The organism is Candidatus Magnetominusculus xianensis, assembly GCA_001541255.1.
Classification (GTDB): Bacteria; Nitrospirota; Thermodesulfovibrionia; order Thermodesulfovibrionales; family Magnetobacteriaceae; genus Magnetominusculus; species Magnetominusculus xianensis.
The window spans coordinates 24,256-44,243 of sequence record LNQR01000066.1 but is presented as its reverse complement, the minus strand read 5'-3'; the positions used below and the strand labels follow the sequence as shown (position 1 = coordinate 44,243).

At 46.8% G+C, this 19,988-nt stretch carries 22 protein-coding genes; 7 read left to right on the top strand and 15 right to left on the bottom strand.

The window, feature by feature from the left end:
• Nucleotides 1-148 precede the first annotated feature (148 nt).
• The gene (locus tag ASN18_RS09275; RefSeq protein ID WP_085052464.1) at nucleotides 149-1,153 is read left to right on the top strand and encodes an SGNH/GDSL hydrolase family protein; all 1,005 of its coding nucleotides are present in this window, start codon (nucleotides 149-151) and stop codon (nucleotides 1,151-1,153) included.
• 10 nt (nucleotides 1,154-1,163) lie between these two features.
• Here the strand turns inward: ASN18_RS09275 and ASN18_RS09270 are convergent, their stop codons facing one another.
• The 5 genes from ASN18_RS09270 to ASN18_RS09250 form a co-directional block, all read right to left on the bottom strand.
• Entirely contained in the window at nucleotides 1,164-2,111 is a 948-nt protein-coding gene (locus ASN18_RS09270) for an MBL fold metallo-hydrolase (protein WP_085052463.1), read from the bottom strand.
• Between the two features lie 358 nt (nucleotides 2,112-2,469).
• Entirely contained in the window at nucleotides 2,470-3,690 is a 1,221-nt protein-coding gene (locus ASN18_RS09265) for a cyclic di-GMP phosphodiesterase (RefSeq protein ID WP_236861639.1), read from the bottom strand.
• A 124-nt stretch (nucleotides 3,691-3,814) separates the two neighbouring features.
• The gene (locus tag ASN18_RS09260) at nucleotides 3,815-4,792 is read right to left on the bottom strand and encodes an AEC family transporter (protein ID WP_157072914.1); all 978 of its coding nucleotides are present in this window, start codon (nucleotides 4,790-4,792) and stop codon (nucleotides 3,815-3,817) included.
• Complete coding sequence (locus tag ASN18_RS09255; RefSeq protein WP_236861638.1) at nucleotides 4,749-5,405, bottom strand: YkgJ family cysteine cluster protein; 657 nt, start codon at nucleotides 5,403-5,405, stop codon at nucleotides 4,749-4,751. Before ASN18_RS09255 ends, ASN18_RS09260 begins: the two co-directional genes overlap by 44 nt.
• 2 nt (nucleotides 5,406-5,407) lie before the next feature.
• A complete protein-coding gene (locus ASN18_RS09250; protein WP_085052459.1) occupies nucleotides 5,408-5,884 on the bottom strand; it encodes a chemotaxis protein CheX in 477 nt (158 codons plus the stop codon).
• Nucleotides 5,885-6,059: 175 nt separating this feature from the next.
• Between ASN18_RS09250 and ASN18_RS09245 the strand changes: the two genes are divergently transcribed.
• Together ASN18_RS09245 and ASN18_RS09240 are read left to right on the top strand one after the other, a co-directional pair.
• Complete coding sequence (locus tag ASN18_RS09245) at nucleotides 6,060-6,248, top strand: ferredoxin (RefSeq protein WP_085052469.1); 189 nt, start codon at nucleotides 6,060-6,062, stop codon at nucleotides 6,246-6,248.
• 9 nt (nucleotides 6,249-6,257) lie between these two features.
• Complete coding sequence (locus tag ASN18_RS09240; RefSeq protein ID WP_085052458.1) at nucleotides 6,258-7,034, top strand: DUF1698 domain-containing protein; 777 nt, start codon at nucleotides 6,258-6,260, stop codon at nucleotides 7,032-7,034.
• Between the two features lie 685 nt (nucleotides 7,035-7,719).
• Here ASN18_RS09240 and ASN18_RS17185 read toward each other — a convergent pair.
• The 5 genes from ASN18_RS17185 to ASN18_RS09220 all read right to left on the bottom strand — a co-directional run bounded on the left by ASN18_RS17185 (nucleotide 7,720) and on the right by ASN18_RS09220 (nucleotide 9,736).
• Entirely contained in the window at nucleotides 7,720-7,860 is a 141-nt protein-coding gene (locus ASN18_RS17185; protein WP_157072913.1) for a hypothetical protein, read from the bottom strand.
• Nucleotides 7,857-8,027: a hypothetical protein gene (locus ASN18_RS17180; RefSeq protein WP_157072912.1), complete on the bottom strand. Its 171-nt coding sequence runs from the start codon at nucleotides 8,025-8,027 to the stop codon at nucleotides 7,857-7,859. The genes ASN18_RS17185 and ASN18_RS17180 overlap by 4 nt, the downstream gene beginning before the upstream one ends.
• A complete protein-coding gene (locus ASN18_RS09230) occupies nucleotides 8,024-8,335 on the bottom strand; it encodes a hypothetical protein (RefSeq protein WP_157072911.1) in 312 nt (103 codons plus the stop codon). The genes ASN18_RS17180 and ASN18_RS09230 overlap by 4 nt, the downstream gene beginning before the upstream one ends.
• 23 nt (nucleotides 8,336-8,358) lie before the next feature.
• Nucleotides 8,359-9,144 carry a DsbC family protein gene (locus ASN18_RS09225; RefSeq protein ID WP_236861637.1) on the bottom strand — a complete coding sequence of 262 codons (786 nt, stop codon included), beginning with the start codon at nucleotides 9,142-9,144 and terminating at the stop codon, nucleotides 8,359-8,361.
• Between the two features lie 157 nt (nucleotides 9,145-9,301).
• Nucleotides 9,302-9,736 carry a desulfoferrodoxin family protein gene (locus tag ASN18_RS09220; RefSeq protein ID WP_085052454.1) on the bottom strand — a complete coding sequence of 145 codons (435 nt, stop codon included), beginning with the start codon at nucleotides 9,734-9,736 and terminating at the stop codon, nucleotides 9,302-9,304.
• Nucleotides 9,737-9,914: 178 nt separating this feature from the next.
• Between ASN18_RS09220 and ASN18_RS09215 the strand changes: the two genes are divergently transcribed.
• From ASN18_RS09215 to ASN18_RS09200, 4 genes are read left to right on the top strand one after another with little or no spacing between them, the layout of a single operon-like run.
• A complete protein-coding gene (locus tag ASN18_RS09215; RefSeq protein ID WP_236861636.1) occupies nucleotides 9,915-11,072 on the top strand; it encodes an O-antigen ligase family protein in 1,158 nt (385 codons plus the stop codon).
• Nucleotides 11,062-12,249 carry a glycosyltransferase family 4 protein gene (locus ASN18_RS09210; protein WP_085052452.1) on the top strand — a complete coding sequence of 396 codons (1,188 nt, stop codon included), beginning with the start codon at nucleotides 11,062-11,064 and terminating at the stop codon, nucleotides 12,247-12,249. The genes ASN18_RS09215 and ASN18_RS09210 overlap by 11 nt, the downstream gene beginning before the upstream one ends.
• 28 nt (nucleotides 12,250-12,277) lie before the next feature.
• Nucleotides 12,278-13,027, top strand: coding sequence for a glycosyltransferase family 2 protein (locus ASN18_RS09205; RefSeq protein WP_085052451.1), 750 nt, complete (start codon nucleotides 12,278-12,280; stop codon nucleotides 13,025-13,027).
• Nucleotides 13,024-13,983 (top strand): glycosyltransferase family 2 protein, encoded by a 960-nt coding sequence (locus ASN18_RS09200; protein ID WP_085052450.1) that lies wholly within the window; start codon nucleotides 13,024-13,026, stop codon nucleotides 13,981-13,983. The genes ASN18_RS09205 and ASN18_RS09200 overlap by 4 nt, the downstream gene beginning before the upstream one ends.
• Here the strand turns inward: ASN18_RS09200 and ASN18_RS09195 are convergent.
• The 5 genes from ASN18_RS09195 to ASN18_RS09175 form a co-directional block, all read right to left on the bottom strand.
• A complete protein-coding gene (locus tag ASN18_RS09195) occupies nucleotides 13,965-15,368 on the bottom strand; it encodes a TolC family protein (protein ID WP_157072910.1) in 1,404 nt (467 codons plus the stop codon). The genes ASN18_RS09200 and ASN18_RS09195 overlap by 19 nt on opposite strands.
• Before the next feature lie 70 nt (nucleotides 15,369-15,438).
• The gene (gene galU, locus ASN18_RS09190; protein ID WP_236861635.1) at nucleotides 15,439-16,341 is read right to left on the bottom strand and encodes a UTP--glucose-1-phosphate uridylyltransferase GalU; all 903 of its coding nucleotides are present in this window, start codon (nucleotides 16,339-16,341) and stop codon (nucleotides 15,439-15,441) included.
• A 169-nt stretch (nucleotides 16,342-16,510) separates the two neighbouring features.
• Nucleotides 16,511-17,353, bottom strand: coding sequence for a transporter (locus tag ASN18_RS09185; protein WP_085052448.1), 843 nt, complete (start codon nucleotides 17,351-17,353; stop codon nucleotides 16,511-16,513).
• Complete coding sequence (locus ASN18_RS09180; RefSeq protein WP_085052447.1) at nucleotides 17,350-19,293, bottom strand: sensor histidine kinase; 1,944 nt, start codon at nucleotides 19,291-19,293, stop codon at nucleotides 17,350-17,352. The genes ASN18_RS09185 and ASN18_RS09180 overlap by 4 nt, the downstream gene beginning before the upstream one ends.
• Nucleotides 19,290-19,961 carry a response regulator transcription factor gene (locus ASN18_RS09175; RefSeq protein WP_085052446.1) on the bottom strand — a complete coding sequence of 224 codons (672 nt, stop codon included), beginning with the start codon at nucleotides 19,959-19,961 and terminating at the stop codon, nucleotides 19,290-19,292. Before ASN18_RS09175 ends, ASN18_RS09180 begins: the two co-directional genes overlap by 4 nt.
• Nucleotides 19,962-19,988 lie beyond the last annotated feature (27 nt).

Below are 19,988 nucleotides of genomic sequence, written 5' to 3'. Positions count from 1 at the left end.
CAGCAGACTCATGCCCCCCTCAAAGAATGGGGGGGGCTGACTGGTTTTATTATGACACAGTCTGGAAAGCGGGAATCCAGGAAACCATCGATCAGAGCTAAAAGTATAGGCAATCTCAGCTTAATTTTTCAAATGCGTTTGCCCTGGGATGGACACGAGCAGGGTTGCAGAGTGTGCGCGCGGCATGGTATTTTTATATATGAAGAAAAATATTCTCCTCCTTTTAATATCGATAGCGGCAGGGGTGTTAATCGTAGAGGGCGGCGCACGGGTCATCGGTGTCAGATATAATAATATCTCTATGTTCAACAAACCCTGGGCAGCGCCCCACCCAACCCTGGGCTGGAAAAACAGGGGCGGCGTATATAACTCCACAGAACCCGGTTACGTCCCTATGACATTTTGGGATGACGGCAGGAGGGCTAACCGCTCAGTTGAGACAAAAAAGGCAAAAACCAGAGTCCTGCTCGTTGGCTGCAGCTTCACACAAGGCTATGGCGTAGGAGATAACGAGACGTTTAGCTATCTGCTCGATAAAAAATACCCGGATATTGTTTTCGACAATTATGGTACGGGCGGCTATGGCACAGTGCAGTCTTTGCTTATAACAAAACTCATGTTTAGCGAAACACCCGCTGCAAATCTGGTGATCTACGGCTATATCCCCAACCATGAAGACAGAAACGTTGCCTCGGCCTCATGGGCCACGGCCCTGAGGGACTCAACGGGAAAGAACATCTTCTCTCCTCATGCCGTAGTAACAGACGGCAAGGTGGAGTTTCAACCGCTTAGTGTCATTGAGGCGTGGCCGTTTGAGCGTCACTCCGTGTTAATGGCAATCTTACATAAGGGATGGCTCCGCATTAAACTCAGAAAACGCCCCGAGCAAAAACACCTCGTCACTCAATACATCCTCACACAGATGAGGGACCTTGTCGTTGAGAAATCGAGACTCCTCGTGGCAATACTTGTCGATGACGCGCGTATGAGCCAGTTTATGAAAAAACAGGGGATTGAATACATAAACTGCGCCCATCCATCCTATGGGAAAGGCAGCGGACTTAGTGTTGGCGGTGTCGGTCATCCAAACCACATCTTGCACGATTACTGGGCTGCGTGCATATCTCAATGGATTGACGGCAATGTTCGGTAAGCACGGCTCTTTAAATGTCTATTTCAAGACCGTCATACGCAATGTCCACTTTTACCGGATTCTCCGGCGATGTCAATTGGCTGAACTGCACCGTGTCCTTGTACAGCTGTTCGATGGTCTCATCGCTGTAGGCAGGTTCATGGTGGAACAGACAGAGACGCCTCACCCTTGCACTTACAGATAGCTCAACACCTAGTACATTGCTTGAGTGTCCCCAACTCTCTTTCGTTTCAACAGCGTCAAACAACGAGTACTGGGCGTCGAATATAAGCAAGTCTGCGCCTTCGAAGAATTTTACCAGCCTCTCAGTGTCATCCTTGTGTTCAGAGTCAGTAGAGTAGACTATCTTTTTGCCGTTTTTCACGAAACTACAGCCATAGGAAAACCCCGGATGGGTTTGCTGAATTCCCATAACCTTGTAACCGGCTATCTCGTATTCTTTTCCCGGCTCAAGGACGTGAAAATCTATGGCTGCCCTCATTACCTTTAGCGGGACAGGGAAGTTTGGGTATTCCTGCTGCCTGATAAAGGTTTCCTTTAGTTCTGTATGAAATCCATAGATGTTTATCTTGTTGCCGGGGATAAAGGCTGGTGTGAAAAATGGAAAGCCGTGTATGTGGTCCCAGTGCAGGTGAGACAAGAAGATATTATAAACCGCAGGGGTTTTACCTCTGCCGCTTTTCATTATAAAGTTTCCGAAATCCCTCAGCCCGCTTCCAGCGTCACACAGAATGTATTCGCCGCCGTCGCGCAGCTCTACACACGAGGTGTTGCCTCCGTAGCTGCCCCATTCAGAAAAGGATAGCTGCCCGTTTATAAAGGCCTCGATGGATTCGTCTGTGTTGGTGTCAAAATTCCTTGCGGTTTTCAATGCCCTGTGTATCTTTGCCCTTATTGTATCGGCAGTGATTGAGACGGGAAGCGACCCCCTTGTACCCCAGAAACATACTTTTATCATTACACACCCCCCAAGTAAATGAGCTGCATGATTGTATCACACCTTTCTCTAAATACTCAAGGCCCCGAATTGGCCTCGCACTGCCTCACGAAAAAACTGTAACGATAATAACTCTCAGCCAATAGAATTGGGAGGAAGCAACCGTTCCTATCATGAGAAGTTATACACAGGGTGATCAATTTGCAGTTAGCATTAACACCTTTTACTAGTCAATTTTAGATTAGTAAAACCAAATGGGCAGGTGCGTGTTGCTTCATGTATAAATCTATAGAGTCGTTGCCTCACGACGAAATCTATACGAAAGCTGGAATCTATAGGAGGAAATGGCTATTGAAATTTTCAAATGCGTTTGCCCTGGCTATTTTCTCAATAAGTCTGTATATTCGAACGGGTTTATGTCATAATCTGCCGGGGACTCCCAGGAGATTATCTTGCAGATGGTCTTAGTGTCGGACAGGTCTATGTCAAGTGGTCTCAAAAAGGCCCTGTTTTTAATGTTTAAAATAACCCGCACCGTAGGATGCAAAAGACTTCTTTTCCCTGAACCAATAACTACGGCAAGCCGCTGGTCATCAAGCCTGACTAACGTGCCTATCGGGTAGACACCTACACATCTTATGAAGTGCTGCACAACTATTGGATTGAAATGAAATTGGCTCCATTCAAATATTTTTCTCAACGCATCGGTAGACTGCATCCCCTTGTGATAACACCTGTCTGACGTAAGGGCGTCGTAAACATCGACAATGGCAGCCATTTGCCCATAGATTGAAAGCTCATCTCCCTTTAGTTTATTCGGGTAACCTGTGCCGTCGAAGCGCTCGTGGTGCTGATGGGTAACCAGGATAGCGGTCTCTGGTATATTGGGAATCTTTCTAAGGATTTCATAGCCATAAGTGACATGGTCTTTCATCTTACCAAACTCATCGTCCGTCAGTTTCCCTGGTTTGTTGAGTATTTCAGGAGGTACCTTCACCTTGCCGATGTCATGCAAGAGGGCACCCATGCCTATGTCATCCATTTCCTGCCTTGTTAGGCCGAGGGAGTGGCTTAGGGATACCATCAGCACACAGGCGCTGACGGAATGGAAAAAGAGATACTCGTCCATGCTTTTTATTCTGCTTAGGCCGAGGAGCGCATCCTTGTTCCTGAATATGGAGTCGGTCATCCTTGGGACTATTTTCTGCACACTCTCGATTGATATTTGATTGCCAAGCCTTACGTCTGTGAGGACATTTTTTATGGTCTCTTTTGCCTCTGCCCGAATAAGTTTAGCTGTTTTTATTTCATCTAGTAACGGAACTTCACGCAAGGGTTCTGATAATTCCTCGATATGTTTCAGAAACTTAGCATCCATGTCTTTTTTGACTTGTGCAGCAGACGGGGCAGACAGCACATCCAGCCCCTTAGATGTATCTATGGAGACTTCTTTTATCCCCATGCTTTGAATCTTCTGTATATCTTTAGGGTTGTCTATCTTGAACTTACTGAATAAGAAATTATGCTCTATCCAATTACAGTTAAGGTCACATATAAACATCCCCAGCTCAAGCTGAGTTACCTGAACTCTTTTGATCAAGACTGCTGCCCTCCTAATGTACTTACAACAAACTAATCCCTTCAGATTTAACATAGGGTTAGTCATACAGGCATAGTATTTTAGCATAGCTGAGAAACTAATTCAATAATTTATATCCATGAATTTATATGCCCGAAATAAAAAGTGCGGCTGCCGGAAGCACGGTGAAAGACAGCGTCGTTGTGATAACAATCATAAAGGCGGCAAGTGGGGCACTGAGATTAAACCTGTCTGCGATAAGTAAAGACAATACCATTGTAGGCATAGCCCCCTCAATGACACACGCCTTTAATGCGACACCATGAACCCCAAGGAGCCTCGCGGCTGTAAACCCCACAAGAGGCGAGATGACTAATTTAATCACTGCCGCAGGGGCTGAGACCGCAGCATGTTTAACATTAGGGACACTGATTGCAAGGCCAACACTGAAAAGCATGAGAGGTGTGACAAGACCACCAAGCATCGTAAGGGCCTTTAGTGCGAAATCCGGCACTGGAACATGAACCGCTTGCAGCGCCGCCCCGGCAATACATCCCCACAGAGGCGGCAGTTGGGCAATTATCTTAAGTGACCCGCCCAACGTGGGTGCAGAGTTGGGGCATGAGGAAAACCTGCCCGCTATCTGCGCCCCGGCAATCCACAATATTGGCGTTGTGGCAATTAGGTCATAATAAATAGGATACTTCGCTGCACCCGCCCCATAGAGTTCTATAATAATTGGAAGGCCAAGATATGTAACATTGCCAAAGGCCGATGCAATAATAAGAATGCCCGTCTCACCGCTAGGCAGCCCCATACGCCTGGACAGCGGGATATAAACAATAAAGGCAGCGGCCAAAGAGATGCCGATAGTGATGGCGGCAGTAAGCGGCACAAGCAGCGCTTCGGCATCAATCTTAGCCGTATAAAATATTGTAAGACACATCGCAGGTAGAAAGACATTAAAGACGCAGAGATTTATAGAACTCCGTACCGAGGCAGCAGATTCGGCATATAAACGCCTGAAGACAACGCCGGTAAATATAATAAGGCCAAAGGACAGGAGCGTTAGGGTCACTCTACTGCCGGTTGTCGAAATCGTCCATAGCCTTAAGTAGGGCAAACCACTTAAATGCTTTCAGATTTTTTGCCTGTGTATGGATGATTTTGCTTTTTATTGCTTTATTTTTCTCTGACTCAGCGGTTATGCCGTAAAAAGGCAGTACGGTGTAAAATGCCTTGTCAGTAAATTCCTGAATTGGGGTCAGCACGTCTTTTCTCCTGGTGAAAAACGGGTCTTCACCCTCGGCACACGGCTTGTTAAAGACATTGAACTGCCTGCAAGCGGTGGGGCGAAGAGGATGGATGGAACATGAGGCATCTATAAGAAAAGGACATGAGGCGTCAGTTGGCGGGCTAAGTATACGCCCTCGTAACGCTGTGCGCGCTGTCTGGGGCATCTGCTCGGCAGCGAACCAGTAGATACCGGTCATCTCGTGAGGATATACGGGGATGTCTGTATGGGTACGGCAACAGCTGGCACAGTTATTTTTACATGCAAGGGAAGTTTTATGTTTTTTAATCTCTTTTTTTATAGCATGAGCAACCCCCTTGTCAATAATCGCATAGGCATCAAGGAGCATTGACAGCCACGGCAGCGTCTGTTCGCTCTCCGGGAACCTGCACCTCCAGGGTGGCTTTTTCCCCGGCGTTTGGTTAGCCGCTGAATTATTCAATTTTAGTCGAAAGACAGATTGTTAAAACATATTTCTACGAAAAAATCCCCGGCGCTTGTGCTAAACGGTAGTAACACTACAGGGGCCTTCGTCTGATGCATGATCATATGATTTTTCCCTATAATTACTGACGGGCTTGCCAGTTCAAACTTATATCCCTTTTCAATAAGAAGTTTTTTTGTCCCGCCTGTGATAATATTCGTAATTTCACCAACTGCGTCTGCCGCGGTCTCATCTAATACTTCAACATTCTCTCCAAGCATTTTACTGGCGATATCAAGGATTGCCGGTTCTGAAAACGTAATGGACATAGAACCTTTGGCCTGTTCCCCTGCCATGCCTATGATGCCGCTTACTTCACCCCTGGCCATGCGGTCGGTCTTAACAACAGGCTGCCCCGGTGTTGCCACAGTCTGCGCCATTGTCTGAATGACATTTACTGTTGTCTCAATAAACGGATTAATGAATTCGTAGTTCATCTGTATATCTCCCTTGACACATGTTTATTCGAATGAACCAAATCGAAACGGACGTGCTCTAAGTATAAAAATATTTATTCATAAAAGTAAAGCCGTCAATTTATCATTTTTGTCATGAATTATCAGGCAAAAAATCTTGTGCTATGTGTGCAGACTTTATGTTATACTGAAGTTAATGCACGTAGAAGTTGACGAAGATACCTGTATAGGGTGCGGCAGGTGCGAGGAGATATGTCCGGCGGTCTTTTTTGTTGACGAGGCCATCGGCAAATCGCAAATCATAGACCCTGACGCCTGCGACTACGCCGGTTGCTGCGAGGCGGCAGAGGAAAACTGCCCCGTACATGCCATTCATATCGGATAGCCCACCCCGATGAACATCCTTGACGAATACATTAACGCTGCCCCAACCCATCAAACAGCCATCGATATATTTAAGGGTGAATGGTTGTCAAAGCTGCCAGGCGAGGGAATTACAGCAGGAGACAAACCACTCTTCGACGATGCCCGTATCCCTTGGACGGAGAAGCAGCTCGGGAGTTTTAAGGGATTACGAATCCTTGAACTTGGCCCTTACGAAGCGGCACATACCTATATGATGGATAAAAGGGACGCCGACTACATACTTGCTATAGAGATGAATACCCGTTCGTTTCTAAAATGTCTCATTGTGAAAGAGATATACGACATGAGAAATTCTCACTTCATGCTGGGTAATTTTATCGACTATTTAAAGAATACCTCAGACAAGTTCGACATCTGCATAGCAAGCGGTGTCCTATATCACATGATAAATCCCGCCGAATTAATTTATCTGATCTCCAGGGTATCGAACAAGGTGATGCTATGGACACACTACTACGATAAGGCGTTTATCGAGGAAAACCCGACGGCCTTCGAGCATTTCAACGGAGCTGGTTCAATGGAGAGCGAATACATGGGGTTTTCACACGTCCTCTATAAGTACTACTATCATACCGCCCTCGATTGTATTTCCTTCTGCGGTGGAAGCGCCCCGTACAGCTATTGGATGACCAGAGAGGATGTACTCTTGTGTTTAAAGCACTTCGGATATGGAAGTTTTCAAATTGGTTTCGATCACACTTCCCACCCTCACGGGCCTGCGTTTTGTGTTACTGCTATAAAGTAAAAAACTGCCGTAAAGCAAAAAATTGATTGCCCAGCTAATCGTGTCTTTCCGGCAAGCGTGCTTGGCATAGCCAGAAAATAGTGGATATAATCGGTTACTAAAAATTGTCTTGCCTAGTTCAAAAGGAACAATGAACAGCATTTAAATAAGCAGTGGATGCAAGCTTTAACGAGTGATTAAATTTTCTGTTACCCTCCTTTTTTTAGCAGCATATAGTTTTTTCAACTTCAGGAATACTGGCGGGGCTGTTGGGACGAAGACACCCTTGTCTGACAAGGCCGTTGAATCTTTCGATTGCTCTGAGGATGATTATGCGGATTTGTTGGATATTACCAGCCATCAGAACTTTTTTAAATCATATGAGATCAACTGGGAACCGTTGTCGTTTATTAACTTCACACCGCTCGGAAGAGTTTCGATCAATAACCTCTTGCATAAACAGGCTGACGCTCAGTGATGTCATATCGAGCAAGAGACACCTTCCAATCTACTGCTGTAGCCGTCCAATACAGCTAGCACCACGTTTCTAATACTTTAATGTACATGATGTCCGTATGCCAATGTTCTGAGTGTACTTTCCTCACCCCTTTCGGCAAACACTTTAATGCTTCACACTCCGCTGTTCATATCCCACAGGAACATTGCCATCCCGAAATTCCGTGTGCAACAGCACTTCTCTTTCATACTAATATGTATTTAACGGCTGGTATACCTTCTCACCTTCATAACTGTAAAGGGCTTCTTTCTTTGATGTCTCTGGTAATATAGCGTCCATGTCTAATGTGGCTGCCTCTTCACATAGCCTTACTGCTTCAAATCCTATCAAACCTGTGTCATCAGCGCCTTCGGATTCTCTGTGGCCTTCGGTATGAATGCTGTCCTGCCTGTCCTCTGTTTCTCTTGTTCCTTATCATGAATTTTCGATAAATAACGAAATATTACTGATTCCGACGGCGTCGTCCTCTTTCGTTCCTTACACAAGGCAATCTTCAAATAATTCCCTGTTCTTTTAAAAATTCCACCACCCTGTATCCACCGCACGGGGGGCTGTTGAGGCCGTCTGCGTAGTCGCACCCATCCACGCGAAAGCTGCACGCTGCACAGATATGCGCCTTAATAAATGCGTCGAACGCGAATGACGGCGGCGTCTTTTGTGCGTGTTCTAATATCTCAGAAAGTTTTCCAACCGGCACGGCGTCTCTGACGAACTTATAGGTCTGGCAGAGCATTGAGTCCTTGCCCGCTGAGTAAAACTCACAGAATGGCTTACAAATCAACCGCGTGTGTAGTTCGTCTTTCAATCTGATTAGCTATTTATCTATTATTATTTATCTAGCAGGCGGAGGATTTCTTCAGCTGGCATAGCGCCTCTTATAAGCACACCATCGGGGAAGACTAATGCCGGAGTACCGGAGAGGCCAAGTCCCTCTGCAATTTTAATGTTATCATCGACAGACTTAGCGTTGCAAGTTGGCTCAGGCAGCGGTTTTTTATCAAACGCGTCATCAAGAAGCTGAAGTGATTTAGCGCACATCACTGACTTTGACTTTTTCAGCGCTTCAGGGTGGAGTTTTGTTATTGGATACAAGAGTATGTAAAAGGCAGTGTCAGTTCTTTTGGCAACTATCTTTTTTAACTCATCGTGGAGTCTTTTGCAATAAGGACAGTCGGGGTCAGTGAAGATGATAACCTTGTGTTTAGCGCTTTTTTCACCCAGGAGGAGGGCGTCTTTGATGGGTATGGACGAATAGTCTACCTTATTTAGCTCTATGTTGCGTTTCTCGGTAAGGTTTTCTTTAGTCTTCAGCCCGATTAATTTTCCGATGATGATATTACCTTTGGAGAAATCCAGATACCAGATAGCCTTTTCACCCTTTGGTTCGGCCTTAGATTTGACGGCAATCTCCCAGAGACCCCTTGACGGGGATATTTGAACGCTCTCAACGGTGAGACCGGGGTTAAGCTCTCTGATTATTTCGGCTGCCTCATGCTTATCGAGTTTATGGCAGGAAATGCAGTTACTATCACAGCCGTTCATAGCAGCGGCATTGGCTGCAAGAATTATCGTGGCAGCAGCTAAGACTAAGAAGACACTCATTATTTTTCTCATCACTGAATATATCATAAAACGCTTTATTCAGTCAAACAATATTATTTTGATGTCATTTATTACCGGCTGTAATATGCCGCGCTTCCATAGCTTCCAAAGAGCGGCGTAAACATGTGGTTGACATTTCCTTTTGTGAGATAAGCAAGTTTATACAGGCTTATGACACATCAATTTTTACTGGCGTACTTATCCATGTACCGTGCAAATTACAACGTTCGACCGCCTCAAGTTTTACAGCCTTATCCAATTTTATTTTAAAAGATACTGAACCAGCAGCAATGCCTCCGGTTGGATATTCGGCTTTCGCTATTTCCTTGTCATCAGCAAGCAGTTTGATATAGGTAATCCAGTGTTCTGGGGTTGACGGATGCTCTTTCATAAAGCCAACTTTTACATTTACATCTATCCATTGTCCTGCCTTAGCCTTTTCAGGTGCCATAATAAGTGGTACATGTTTTTGTTCAAGTTCAGTGGGATTCCCCTCGCTTTTAAGCCGCAACGGTTCAGTCTTATCATCAGCAGTTGACAGTTTACTTGCTGCTAAAACTACTCCTGCCGCTGCTACCCCTGATATAAACTCTCTTCTATTCATATTCCCCCCGTTTTTATTTATTAGATAGTAAGTTCAGCTCATAGTAGATATTATATCAAACCGGCTATCAGTTATTCAATGACAAAAGATGGCGTAGTCCTTGCTTTCGTAGTGTCGCGGGGTGAGACAATTATATAAAATTAAACCATGAAATATATTATAATAGAGCCAAATGCGTGTGCCGCCTAAAGAAATTCTGAACGATATACAGTACGGCGCGTTTATCGTGTTCGTCGTGTCGCTGATATTTTCTGAGAGTATCAAGCTGATAATCCTGTATGGGGTTATGATACCGGTCTTTTTTATTCAGCTCTACAGGCGGGACATCGGCATTCGCCTGGGGCTGCTGGAATATGGATTTATAGCCTTTGTCCTTACTTCTGTATTAAGCGGTCTTTTTGCGTCAAACATCCCTGAGTATATCAAAGGCATGAAAGATGTTACGCGCATCGCGGTACTGTTTTTTATCTCTGCTGCGTTTAGCGGTCAAAGGCGTATCACTACGGTACTATGGTGCCTGTATGCGGCTACGGCGGCAATGGCCGTTTTTGGAGTGTATGAGGCCGTGAAGTTTCATAAGCCCCTGGATTTGCACATGCTTGGACACTATAACTACACTGCAATGTATCTGGGAATAATCTCAAATGCCCTTATCGGGACAATCGTATTTTCAGAAATCAGGACAAAGGCGATGAAGGCCGCAGCAGTGATGTTACTTTTTATTACAATAACGGCCACCGTGATGACCACAATGAGGGCAGCCTTTGTAACACTGTTTATATTTTCTGCCATTGTCGTGTTCACTAAACGAAAGTCTCTGGTTTCAAAGGCGATAGCGGCAGGATTTGCCGCCTTTGCCCTTGCCGCCGCCTATGTATTTAAACCCATGTGGACAAAACTCTCTTCGGGGGAATCCCTCATTCGCAGACTTTATATATGGAAGTACGCGCTTAAGATAATTACAGAGACACGGGCGCTGGGCGCTGGTCTTAATAATTTTAAATATACATTCCCGGCAGCGATAGAAGGCGGCAGGACCATATACGACGCCCACAGCCTGTATCTCAACACGGCAGTACAAAGCGGTGTGGCGGGGCTTTGTTCGGTCTTTGCAATCGGCATTGGATTTGTTCGCAGGTGGTTCAGCATAACCGGCGGGGCATTTGAAGAGGAGATAAGATATGCCGCCCTCGGCGCTGCCCTCGTCATATTTGTTGGAGGGATTTTTGACACAACACTCCACCATGAAACAGGTATGCTGTTTGCCATTTTAACCGGCTTTATGGCAGGGCTCCCGTCTGCTGAACCCGTTAGAGGCACTACTGATGCAAGATAGACGGATGACGATTTTCTATCCCGTCCCCGAGTCGATGCTAAACCCGCAGGCGCGGTTTATTCAAATCATAAACACTGCCCATGCCCTTGCCAGCGCGGGCGCCAATGTTAAGCTCATCACAGGCCGCACACACGGGACAGATGAAGATACCCTGCTAAACCATTACGGCCTTAGCCGCCACCCGAATCTTGAGTTTGTGTTCCTGCCAATGATAAGAAAAGACAAGGGCAGAGGGACACCGTTTTCCATAGGGATGGTCTTTAGTGTCGCCCTCATTGTGTATCTTATTGGCAGAAAGCAAGAAAATAGTGTAATCTTCGTAAGGCATTTAAAGACGGCACAGCATCTAATACGCTTAAAACGGCTGCACCAGATACCAATAGTGTTTGAGGCACATGAGATATTTCATCTGACCACTGAGAAAATAACAAAGCAGAGGCGCCTGAGCAGGCAGGAGAGACATGTGTACACTGCCGCCTCAGCGCTTATCACCATCACAGAGAGGCTGAGGACTGACCTCGTTGATATGTTTTCATTGCAGACGGCTCATTCAATAACCATTCCGGCAATAACCATTCCAGACGCCGTCAGGGGCGATATGTTTGAGAGCGCACTGCCATATGAACAGCGCAGATATATCTTTTACGCCGGAGGGCTTTACCGCTGGAAGGGCGTCGATTTACTTATTGAGGCGATGCGATACCTGCCTGATGAGACACTTGTAATAGCCGGAGGCGGTCAGAGGCTCGATGAGCTTCGTGAGCTGGCTGCCAGAATGGGGGTGGCTGCACGGATTAACTTTACAGGGCAGCTCAGCCACTCAGATGTCATAAACTTTATGAGACATGCAAAGGCTGCCGTAATCCCAAATCTCACCGAGTCCGTGTCAATATACTCATCCCCGCTTAAGATGTTTGAGTACATGGCATTAAACTGCCCCATCGCCGCTGCGAATATACCCGGCATAGCGGAGATTTTAACAGACGGCATAGACGCGGTGTTTTTCACGCCCGGTGATGTTCAATCCCTGGCTGCGGCCATAAAATCCCTTACAGACAACCCTGATTTGGCAAAGGGATTAGCTGTGGCAGGGCAGGTCCTTGCAAAAGGCTTGACGTATGAAAAAAGGGCTGAACGAATAATTGATTTTATTGGTAATACGTTCTATAATGCCTGACTGAATTATAGAGGAGACCTGATAGTCAATGAAAGGAGTTTCCGTAGTGATAGTAACAAAAAACGAGGAAGACAGGATTGAGGCGGCGCTTCAGAGTGCGGCAGCGGCGTCAGAGATAGTCGTCGTTGACGCCATGAGCGAAGACCGTACAGTGGAGATATGTAAGGCATATACGGACAAGGTGTACATAAGACAGTGGCAGGGGTTTGCCGCGCAAAAGCAGACCGCCTCTGACCTGGCAGCAGGCCCATGGATATTTATACTTGACTCTGACGAGAGATTCACGCCGGAGTTGGCAGAGGAAATCTCCTCCACACTCAAAGACACCGCCCTTGACGGCTTTTATGTCCCCAGAAAGAATTTTTTCTTAGGCCGTTGGATAAAATACGGCGGCTGGAGACCGGACTATACACTACGCTTGTTTAAAAAGGAATGCGGGCGGCTTGAGCCGCGCGAAGTCCATGAAAAGGTCGTCGTAAACGGCAGGACAGGTTATTTAAAAAACCCTGTTGAACACTACACATACAGAAGTGTTGCTGAGTTCCTCGCAAAGCTGGATAACTACTCAACACTATCGGCAAAGGACAAAGGGGCAAGACGCATTGGCATAGCCTCGCTTACCGTGCGCCCAATTGCGACATTCATAAAGATGTATTTCCTGAGACTCGGGTTTCTTGACGGGGTGCATGGATTTATTCTGGCTGTCTTATACGGGTACTACACATTCGTCAAATACACAAAACTCTGGGAGGTAAACCAAGGAGGTAAAGGTCTGTGAAGCTGAGTGTAGTAATCCCGTGCTTTAACGAGGAACAGGTAATAGATGAGGTATACAGGCGTTTAAATACCCTTCTGAATTCATATATGGCTAATGCCCTCATCGATGACTATGAGGTAATCTATGTTGACGATGGTTCATCAGACGGTACACTCTCAGCGCTCAAGCGGCTTGCCGCAGCAGACAAACGTGTTAGGGCTATCTCCTTTAGCGGTAACTTTGGACATCAGCCTGCGCTGACGGCGGGCCTGTATCATGCCAGTGGAGATATGGCAGTGTCTCTGGATGCCGACCTTCAGGACCCGCCTGAAGTTATTGGGGAGATGATAAAGCGCTGTGCTGACGGGGCAGACATTGTCTACGGTGTCAGGGATGACAGGCAGGAGGACACCTGGTTTAAGCGCGTCACGGCTCAGGCGTTTTACAAGTTTATGACACTCATGGGGGTGAATCTCATACATAACCATGCTGACTTCAGGCTGTTATCAAGGGCAGCCCTCGATGCGTTTCAGAGATATGGTGAGGTTAACCGGTTTCTCAGGGGTATGTTTCCCTCGATGGGTTTTAAGCACTCTATTGTAAACTATAAGAGAGAGAGACGCTTTGCCGGCACAACTAAGTATCCCCTTAAGAAGATGGTTTCGTTTGCAGTTGAGGGGATAACATCGTTTACGAATTTCCCTCTAAGGCTTGCCTTCGTGCTGGGATTTGTCAACTTTGTTGCAGCTATCATTCTGGGCATATGGACAATAGTAAGTAAACTAAAGGGAAGTGCTGTACCGGGCTGGGCGTCAATTGTGCTGCCGATTTATCTTTTTGGCGGGATTCAACTGATGTTCATAGGGATATTAAGCGAGTATGTCGGCAAGATATATATGGAGGTCAAGCACCGGCCTGTGTTTATAATCAGAGAGACGTATAATTTTGATGACAAAGGTCAGGGCAAAAGCCCCTGAATGCGGTTGAGTTCGACGAGGGACTTTGCATAATCGGCCCTGGACTTTGCCTCATCATAAATGGCTGCGGCGTAGTCGCGCTGGAATTTTAGTAAGTCATTCAGGGTTGATAGTCCTGCCCTGAATTTTCCATCTTCTGCTGCGAGGGTTTTTTCTGCCGCTAAGAGGGATTTCCCCGATGCCTTTATCTTTTTTATCGCGTAGTTGAGGTTGTTGTATGCCTCGGCTGCTTCAACTGTGATGTTCTTCTCGATTTCTCTTATAGCGGCGCCGGTTTGTTTTAGTTCGAGGTCGGCCTTTGTGTAATTGCCGCGGTTTTTCCAGTTGAAGATGGGGATGTTTAGCACGAGGCCTATTTTCCATGAATAATATTTACCAGACGCAAGCTCATCTATTGTGCTGTGATACTGACCGTCGAGTCCGGTTTGACCATAACTTGCTATGGCGCTGAGGTCAGGCAGCATCTGATTTTTATAGTAACGGGCAAATAGCTCCTTGTTTTTCTTGTCTATGAGCGCCTTTTGATAGTCCTGGCGGAGTTTATGTGCCTGCTCTATGATGGAATCCAGTGTCGGGGGCGTTGTTGGCTCTGGCGGGCTTGACAGCAGCTCAAGACGAGTGCCAAAAAGTCTGACATTCATAATAGCTTTAAGTGTGTTCTCAGCGTTTCTGGCATTATTTTCAGCAGCTAAAAGTGCCTCTTCCCTTACGGCAGTCTCGGCCTCGGCTGCATAAATGTCCACAGGGGCAGTCATTCCCGCGGCAATACGGGCGTTGACCTCGTCGGATGTCTTTTGGGCAAGGGTCAGGGCAACTGCCGCCGCCTCTATACCCTTTCTTGCCGTTACAAGGTTCCAGTAGTCTTTGACCGCCTCAGAGACCTTTGCAACAACCGCTGAGTCAAAGGCATATTTTTTTGCCTGAACTGTGTTTTTGGCTGCGTTGAGGGAAGTTAGCTGCATGTCGATGCCGAATCCCTTTAAAAGCGGCTGCGTTAGTGTCAGAGAAAGCCCGGACGAATAGTATGAATACAGGTTCAGAAATGGAGAGTTACCGTTGTACCGGTAATTTTGCCACTTAAGTTCATACGATGTGCCTGTTACGGCTTTGCCGGATAATGATAGGTTGTAGTTGATTTGCCCCTGTGTCGTGCTGTCTATTTCGAGGGAGGTTTTTTGCCTGTCATAGGTTTCATCCAAACCCAAGTTTAGGGAAGGGTCGAATTCCCCTTTATTGACCAGAATATCTGCCTCTGAGATTCCTGGATTATAGCTTTCGGCCTCGATGTCGGTATTCTTTTCTATTGTAATTCTAATAACGTCATCGACTCTGATGTTCATAACGTGTTCAGAGCCATCAGAGGAATAGGCTAGCGGGGATTGCATGAGCAGGAAACATATAGTGATGATAATCAGATATATAATTTGATGAGACTTGTGCACGTACAATACGAGTTCAAAGCCTCGCGGCCAGCGATTTAATATACATTTGCAAATCCTTGGAAAACTCCGGACGCTTTAAAGACAGCTCAATGGTTGCCTTAAGAAAGCCGAATTTATCACCGGCATCGTACCGGCTGCCCTTAAATAAGTATCCGTAGACGACGCGATTTGCTAGCAGCAGATTAAGGGCATCTGTAAGCTGGTATTCACCGCCTCTGCCGGGTTTTATGCTTTCAAGGGCGTCAAAGATGTCCGCTGTTAAAATATATCTGCCTATAACGGCAAGATTTGACGGTGCGTCCTCTTTCTTTGGTTTTTCCACAAGCCCGTTTATTTTATACAACTGTTTTGGGATGTTATTTGCGCCGAAATCCATAACTGTCTCGCCGTTGATAATACCGTACTTTGAGACCTCATCATCGGGGACTTCCTGAAGGGCTATCACAGGGGAGCGGAACTTCTTATATATCTCAATCATTTCCATAAGAAGCGTGTCATCGGGGTCGATAATGTCATCACTGAGCAGGACGGCAAACGGCTCGTCTTTCACAAATGCCTTCGCGCACAATATGGCATGACCGAGGCCTAGTGGTTTACTCTGCCTGATGTAGGCAAAGTTGGATTCGTCGTGCCTGTGGATTTCTTCGATGAGATTGTTGAGGCCCTTCTGTTTTAATATCTCATCAAGTTCCGAAAACTGGTCGAAATGGTCTTCGATTGCCCGCTTGTTTTTGCCTGTTATGATGATAAACTCATCTATGCCGCAGCGTTCACATTCCTCGACGGAGTACTGTATCAGCGGTTTATCGACAATAGGGATCATCTCCTTCGGCGAGGCCTTAGTGACCGGCAAAAATCTTGTCCCCATTCCAGCAGCAGGCAGTATGGCCTTTCTCAACATCACATATACTAACATATTCGACAGGCTTATTGAAACAACAATTATTGACTGCCGGTGCCGCCGATGATGTTTAATGGCGCGTTTTCATGCTGACCCAATGAGCCTACAAGTTTATTCATTTGACTGCAATAAACATTAGAGTATATAGCCGACAGGCGTCTCCGTTCAATGCCAGAACCATGCACTACAATTTTAAGCGTAACTGAAGCGTAATGAGAGAACCCTTTGTGCTGTTCTTGACAGCAATATCCCTTAAATAATCAATGAACACAGTGGTTTTAGGGCCCAATGCCACCCTGACAGACGGGCCTGACTGGTATTTCATCACATCGGAGCTGTGCTTTGTTAGACCATTTGTGACTTCTGCGCTGCCGTATATCTCATTTAAATGTACCCCTATCAGGAAATTGCGGTTCACTATATAGCCAATGAATTCTTCTAATATCAGTTCATTTCCTTTCCTGACGCCGGTATCAACATTCTTTGAGTAAATGTTGTATTTTGCTGTCAGCTCAAGGTCGAAACGACCGAACCGCTGTGAAAAAACTATTGTGGGCCTGATTTTCCATACTTTGCCCCCCCTGTTGGCCGTTGCGTACTTGTCGTAACTGCCGGTTGGGATATCGACGTAAGAGCCGACTGCAAGCCATGTACAAGAAACCGGGTCGTCAATCAACCAATAACCGGCAACTATAGTTGTATCGCCAAGTCCAGTGTCATGTTCGCCCGGCGTCTCAGTGCGGCCAACAGGCAGCATAAGCTGCACTGTAGCGCTTTGCGGTAAGGTGGTATTGTCGTAATACATGAACCGCAATACATTTTCGTAGGTGGTGAGGCCAAATTTTGACGAGAGCTTATGTCCATTTTTATCCATGAGACTTGAAGAAGTGTAATAGACGAAGGTAGGAGCGAAGTACCAACCCTGCTCGGCGGGAATGTTTTCGAACGGCCCAACTGCCCAACAATCTCCTGCCAAAATCAACAATATCAGACTGACAACAATGATTAAGACGTGATTTTTGTTCATATTATCTCCTTTTGAGGCTGCACAGGCAGGGTTACGGTAAATGTGGAGCCATGTCCCTGTTCGCTTGTTAAGCCTACGGTGCCTCCGTGTAATTGTACAATATGTTTTACGAGGTAGAGGCCAAGCCCCGCTCCCCCTTTTTTAACAAGTGATGAGGCGCGATAAAATCTGTCGAAAATTTGCTCAATATGATGCGGTTCTATTCCAGCGCCAGAGTCGCTGACCTCCAGACAAACCGCGCCTTTGTCTGCCGTCCATCCTCTGAGACGCACATCGGACTGGGGCGGCGAATACTTCAGGGCATTGTCAAGGAGGTTGTTTAGCAGCACTTTCATTAGTACCCTGTCGCAGACAAACTCTTCCGGCAATGCGGCTATATCACATTGGACATTGCGGCTGCCGACATACAAGTGTGCATCTGCGATACATTCGTCTATCAGTTCCCTCATATTTTCAGGCGCTGGGTTTAGTGCGTTAGCCCCTGAGACGATACGCTCGTCTGTAAGAAAATTATTGAGAAGGTCGCTGACCATTTTCATGCCGGAGAGAATTCGCTTCACCTGAAAGTTGTCCTCGGCTCCTAATCTCCCTGACAATACCATGAGCTGCGCAGAGCCGTCGATTATTGATAGTGGGGTACGAAGTTCGTGCGCGATAAGGTCCATAAACTGCCGCTGCTCCGCAATGGTCTTGCGCTCTGTAATCAGAGTTGCCTCTGCCTTGTCTTTTTGTTCTTTTATATTTGTCAGTTTGGTTGCCACAGCAATATTCAAGAGTATTATATGCGGTAAAGAGGCAAATGGAGAGGGTGAAAAGTGCGCGGCATTTCCGCTAATAAGACCAAAACTTACCAATGCAGTCATTGTAAAAACGGCCAGAAATGGACTGAAGGCAAGCAGATAGAGACCGCTGCCAGGTATCCGCAGAGTTAACAATCTCAAGGCTATGACAATGGACGACAGCGTACAAATAAGGGTCATCACCATCATGACAGGAGCGAACTGAGTATGTACACCAAGCAATACCGCGGCAATGCCAGCAGCACCGGTAACCAGGAAAGTACGCCGGTAGATAGTGTCCAGATGTGGCATATGGCGGCCAAGGTCAGTCAGGACGGAGAGGATTCCCGCAAATAGTACAAGAAAGACAGCAAAAGAGGCTCTCATGACGGCAACTGCAAGCCCTGGGTCAGTGTGGCTAAAAAATTGATCTAAATAACCGTTCATTTCAAAAGAAATTATTCCGAGAGAAATAACATACCCTAAGTAATAGCCGCTGATGATTTCCCTGATGCGTATCCAGCAGATGACGTTGATGATAATAAGCATAAAAAATATCCCCAGATATATCCCGTGAATGAAGGAACGGGATGAGGCTTTTTTGAAATAGAGTTCAGGCGGCCATATCACGAGAGATGCGATAATGGTCTTCCTGCATGCAATCCTGACGTAGTAGGTCTGAGGGGTGTCAGAGGGGATTTGCAGATGAAAGTAGGCCGCCCTATCTGAATTATCACGCTCTATTGGCGGTACGAGTACACCTTCTTTCTTCACAACAAATCCATGTGGCCCCCGCCGTTCAAAGAGATAAATATAATCACGGGAGGGAGGGTCCACATCAAGTATCCACGAAGAGGGGGCGGCGGCGGGGCGCATAACTGTAAACCTGAGCCATATGGCGCCATGGGGCATATATCCTGCGGCCAGCTCTCCTTTAATTGCAGCAAAGCGCGACGCATAGGCGGGCGATGTGACATTCTCGATGGTGAGTGAGCCGTTGTCGTCTCTCAGCATCTGCATGTGGCCCGATAGCGGGAAACTCCCCTGTTCCTGTGTTAATAAAAGAGGAGAGGCGGCAAGAGAAATAGGGAAACAGGCCATGAATAAGGCGACCAGCACAACTTTACATGGTGTCAGTTTCGTGCCGCAGGCTGCCGTCATCGGCCAAGCTCGTCAAGGAAGGCGTAACCCTGGCTGTGCCGGGCATGAACAGGAAGGCGGCTTGCGGGGTCGGCTTCGTGTACTTTGAAACGCAGACGGCTGATAAGGGCCTCTAAGCGCAAGTTGGAGGAATGGTCGTCCAAATAGTCTAATTTTTCAAAGAAGCGCGTACGCTGGATATTTATACCTGGGTTTGCTGCGAACAAGGACACAACGATGCATTCGTTGCCGGTCAGGGGTACCTCTACGCCGTTTGGCGTCATGAGCAGGGATTTCTTCTCGATGAATATCCATTTGGCGTGAGACACAGGGGTAAGCCGCTGTCCAAGATTAGTAATCACAGCGGCCAGCTCCCTCAGATCAACTGGTTTTACAAAGTAGTGGTCAGCCCCCTGCTTCAGCCCCTTCAAGCGGTCATCGAGACGCCCGCGCGCCGTTACCACCACAACTCCGCACTCAGAGGTCTTTCTCAGGCGGTTAATAATCTCAATTCCGTCCTCACCAGGCAGGCCCAAATCAAGCACTACCACGTCGGCTGCTTTCTCAGCTATCGCAGCATCAAGGGTGCTGCCGTCCCAAACGCCCCTGACGTCGAAGCCGAAGTAGGTCAGCCCAGTGACCAGAATATCGCGCAGCTGCGCGTCATCCTCTACGACAATGACGCGCATCGAGTCACTTTCGGTGGAACAGGCGCT

Excerpts from the sequence above, each read along its gene's own strand:
- ASN18_RS09275 (WP_085052464.1), top strand. The coding sequence starts at position 149 with ATGGACACGAGCAGGGTTGCAGAGTGTGCGCGCGGCATGGTATTTTTA.
- ASN18_RS09270 (WP_085052463.1), bottom strand. The coding sequence starts at position 2,111 with ATGATAAAAGTATGTTTCTGGGGTACAAGGGGGTCGCTTCCCGTCTCA.
- ASN18_RS09250 (WP_085052459.1), bottom strand. The coding sequence starts at position 5,884 with ATGAACTACGAATTCATTAATCCGTTTATTGAGACAACAGTAAATGTC.
- ASN18_RS09245 (WP_085052469.1), top strand. The coding sequence starts at position 6,060 with ATGCACGTAGAAGTTGACGAAGATACCTGTATAGGGTGCGGCAGGTGC.
- ASN18_RS09240 (WP_085052458.1), top strand. The coding sequence starts at position 6,258 with ATGAACATCCTTGACGAATACATTAACGCTGCCCCAACCCATCAAACA.
- ASN18_RS09225 (WP_236861637.1), bottom strand. The coding sequence starts at position 9,144 with ATGAGAAAAATAATGAGTGTCTTCTTAGTCTTAGCTGCTGCCACGATA.
- ASN18_RS09220 (WP_085052454.1), bottom strand. The coding sequence starts at position 9,736 with ATGAATAGAAGAGAGTTTATATCAGGGGTAGCAGCGGCAGGAGTAGTT.
- ASN18_RS09210 (WP_085052452.1), top strand. The coding sequence starts at position 11,062 with ATGCAAGATAGACGGATGACGATTTTCTATCCCGTCCCCGAGTCGATG.
- ASN18_RS09205 (WP_085052451.1), top strand. The coding sequence starts at position 12,278 with ATGAAAGGAGTTTCCGTAGTGATAGTAACAAAAAACGAGGAAGACAGG.
- ASN18_RS09195 (WP_157072910.1), bottom strand. The coding sequence starts at position 15,368 with ATGCAATCCCCGCTAGCCTATTCCTCTGATGGCTCTGAACACGTTATG.
- galU (WP_236861635.1), bottom strand. The coding sequence starts at position 16,341 with ATGTTAGTATATGTGATGTTGAGAAAGGCCATACTGCCTGCTGCTGGA.
- ASN18_RS09185 (WP_085052448.1), bottom strand. The coding sequence starts at position 17,353 with ATGAACAAAAATCACGTCTTAATCATTGTTGTCAGTCTGATATTGTTG.
- ASN18_RS09180 (WP_085052447.1), bottom strand. The coding sequence starts at position 19,293 with ATGACGGCAGCCTGCGGCACGAAACTGACACCATGTAAAGTTGTGCTG.
- ASN18_RS09175 (WP_085052446.1), bottom strand. The coding sequence starts at position 19,961 with ATGCGCGTCATTGTCGTAGAGGATGACGCGCAGCTGCGCGATATTCTG.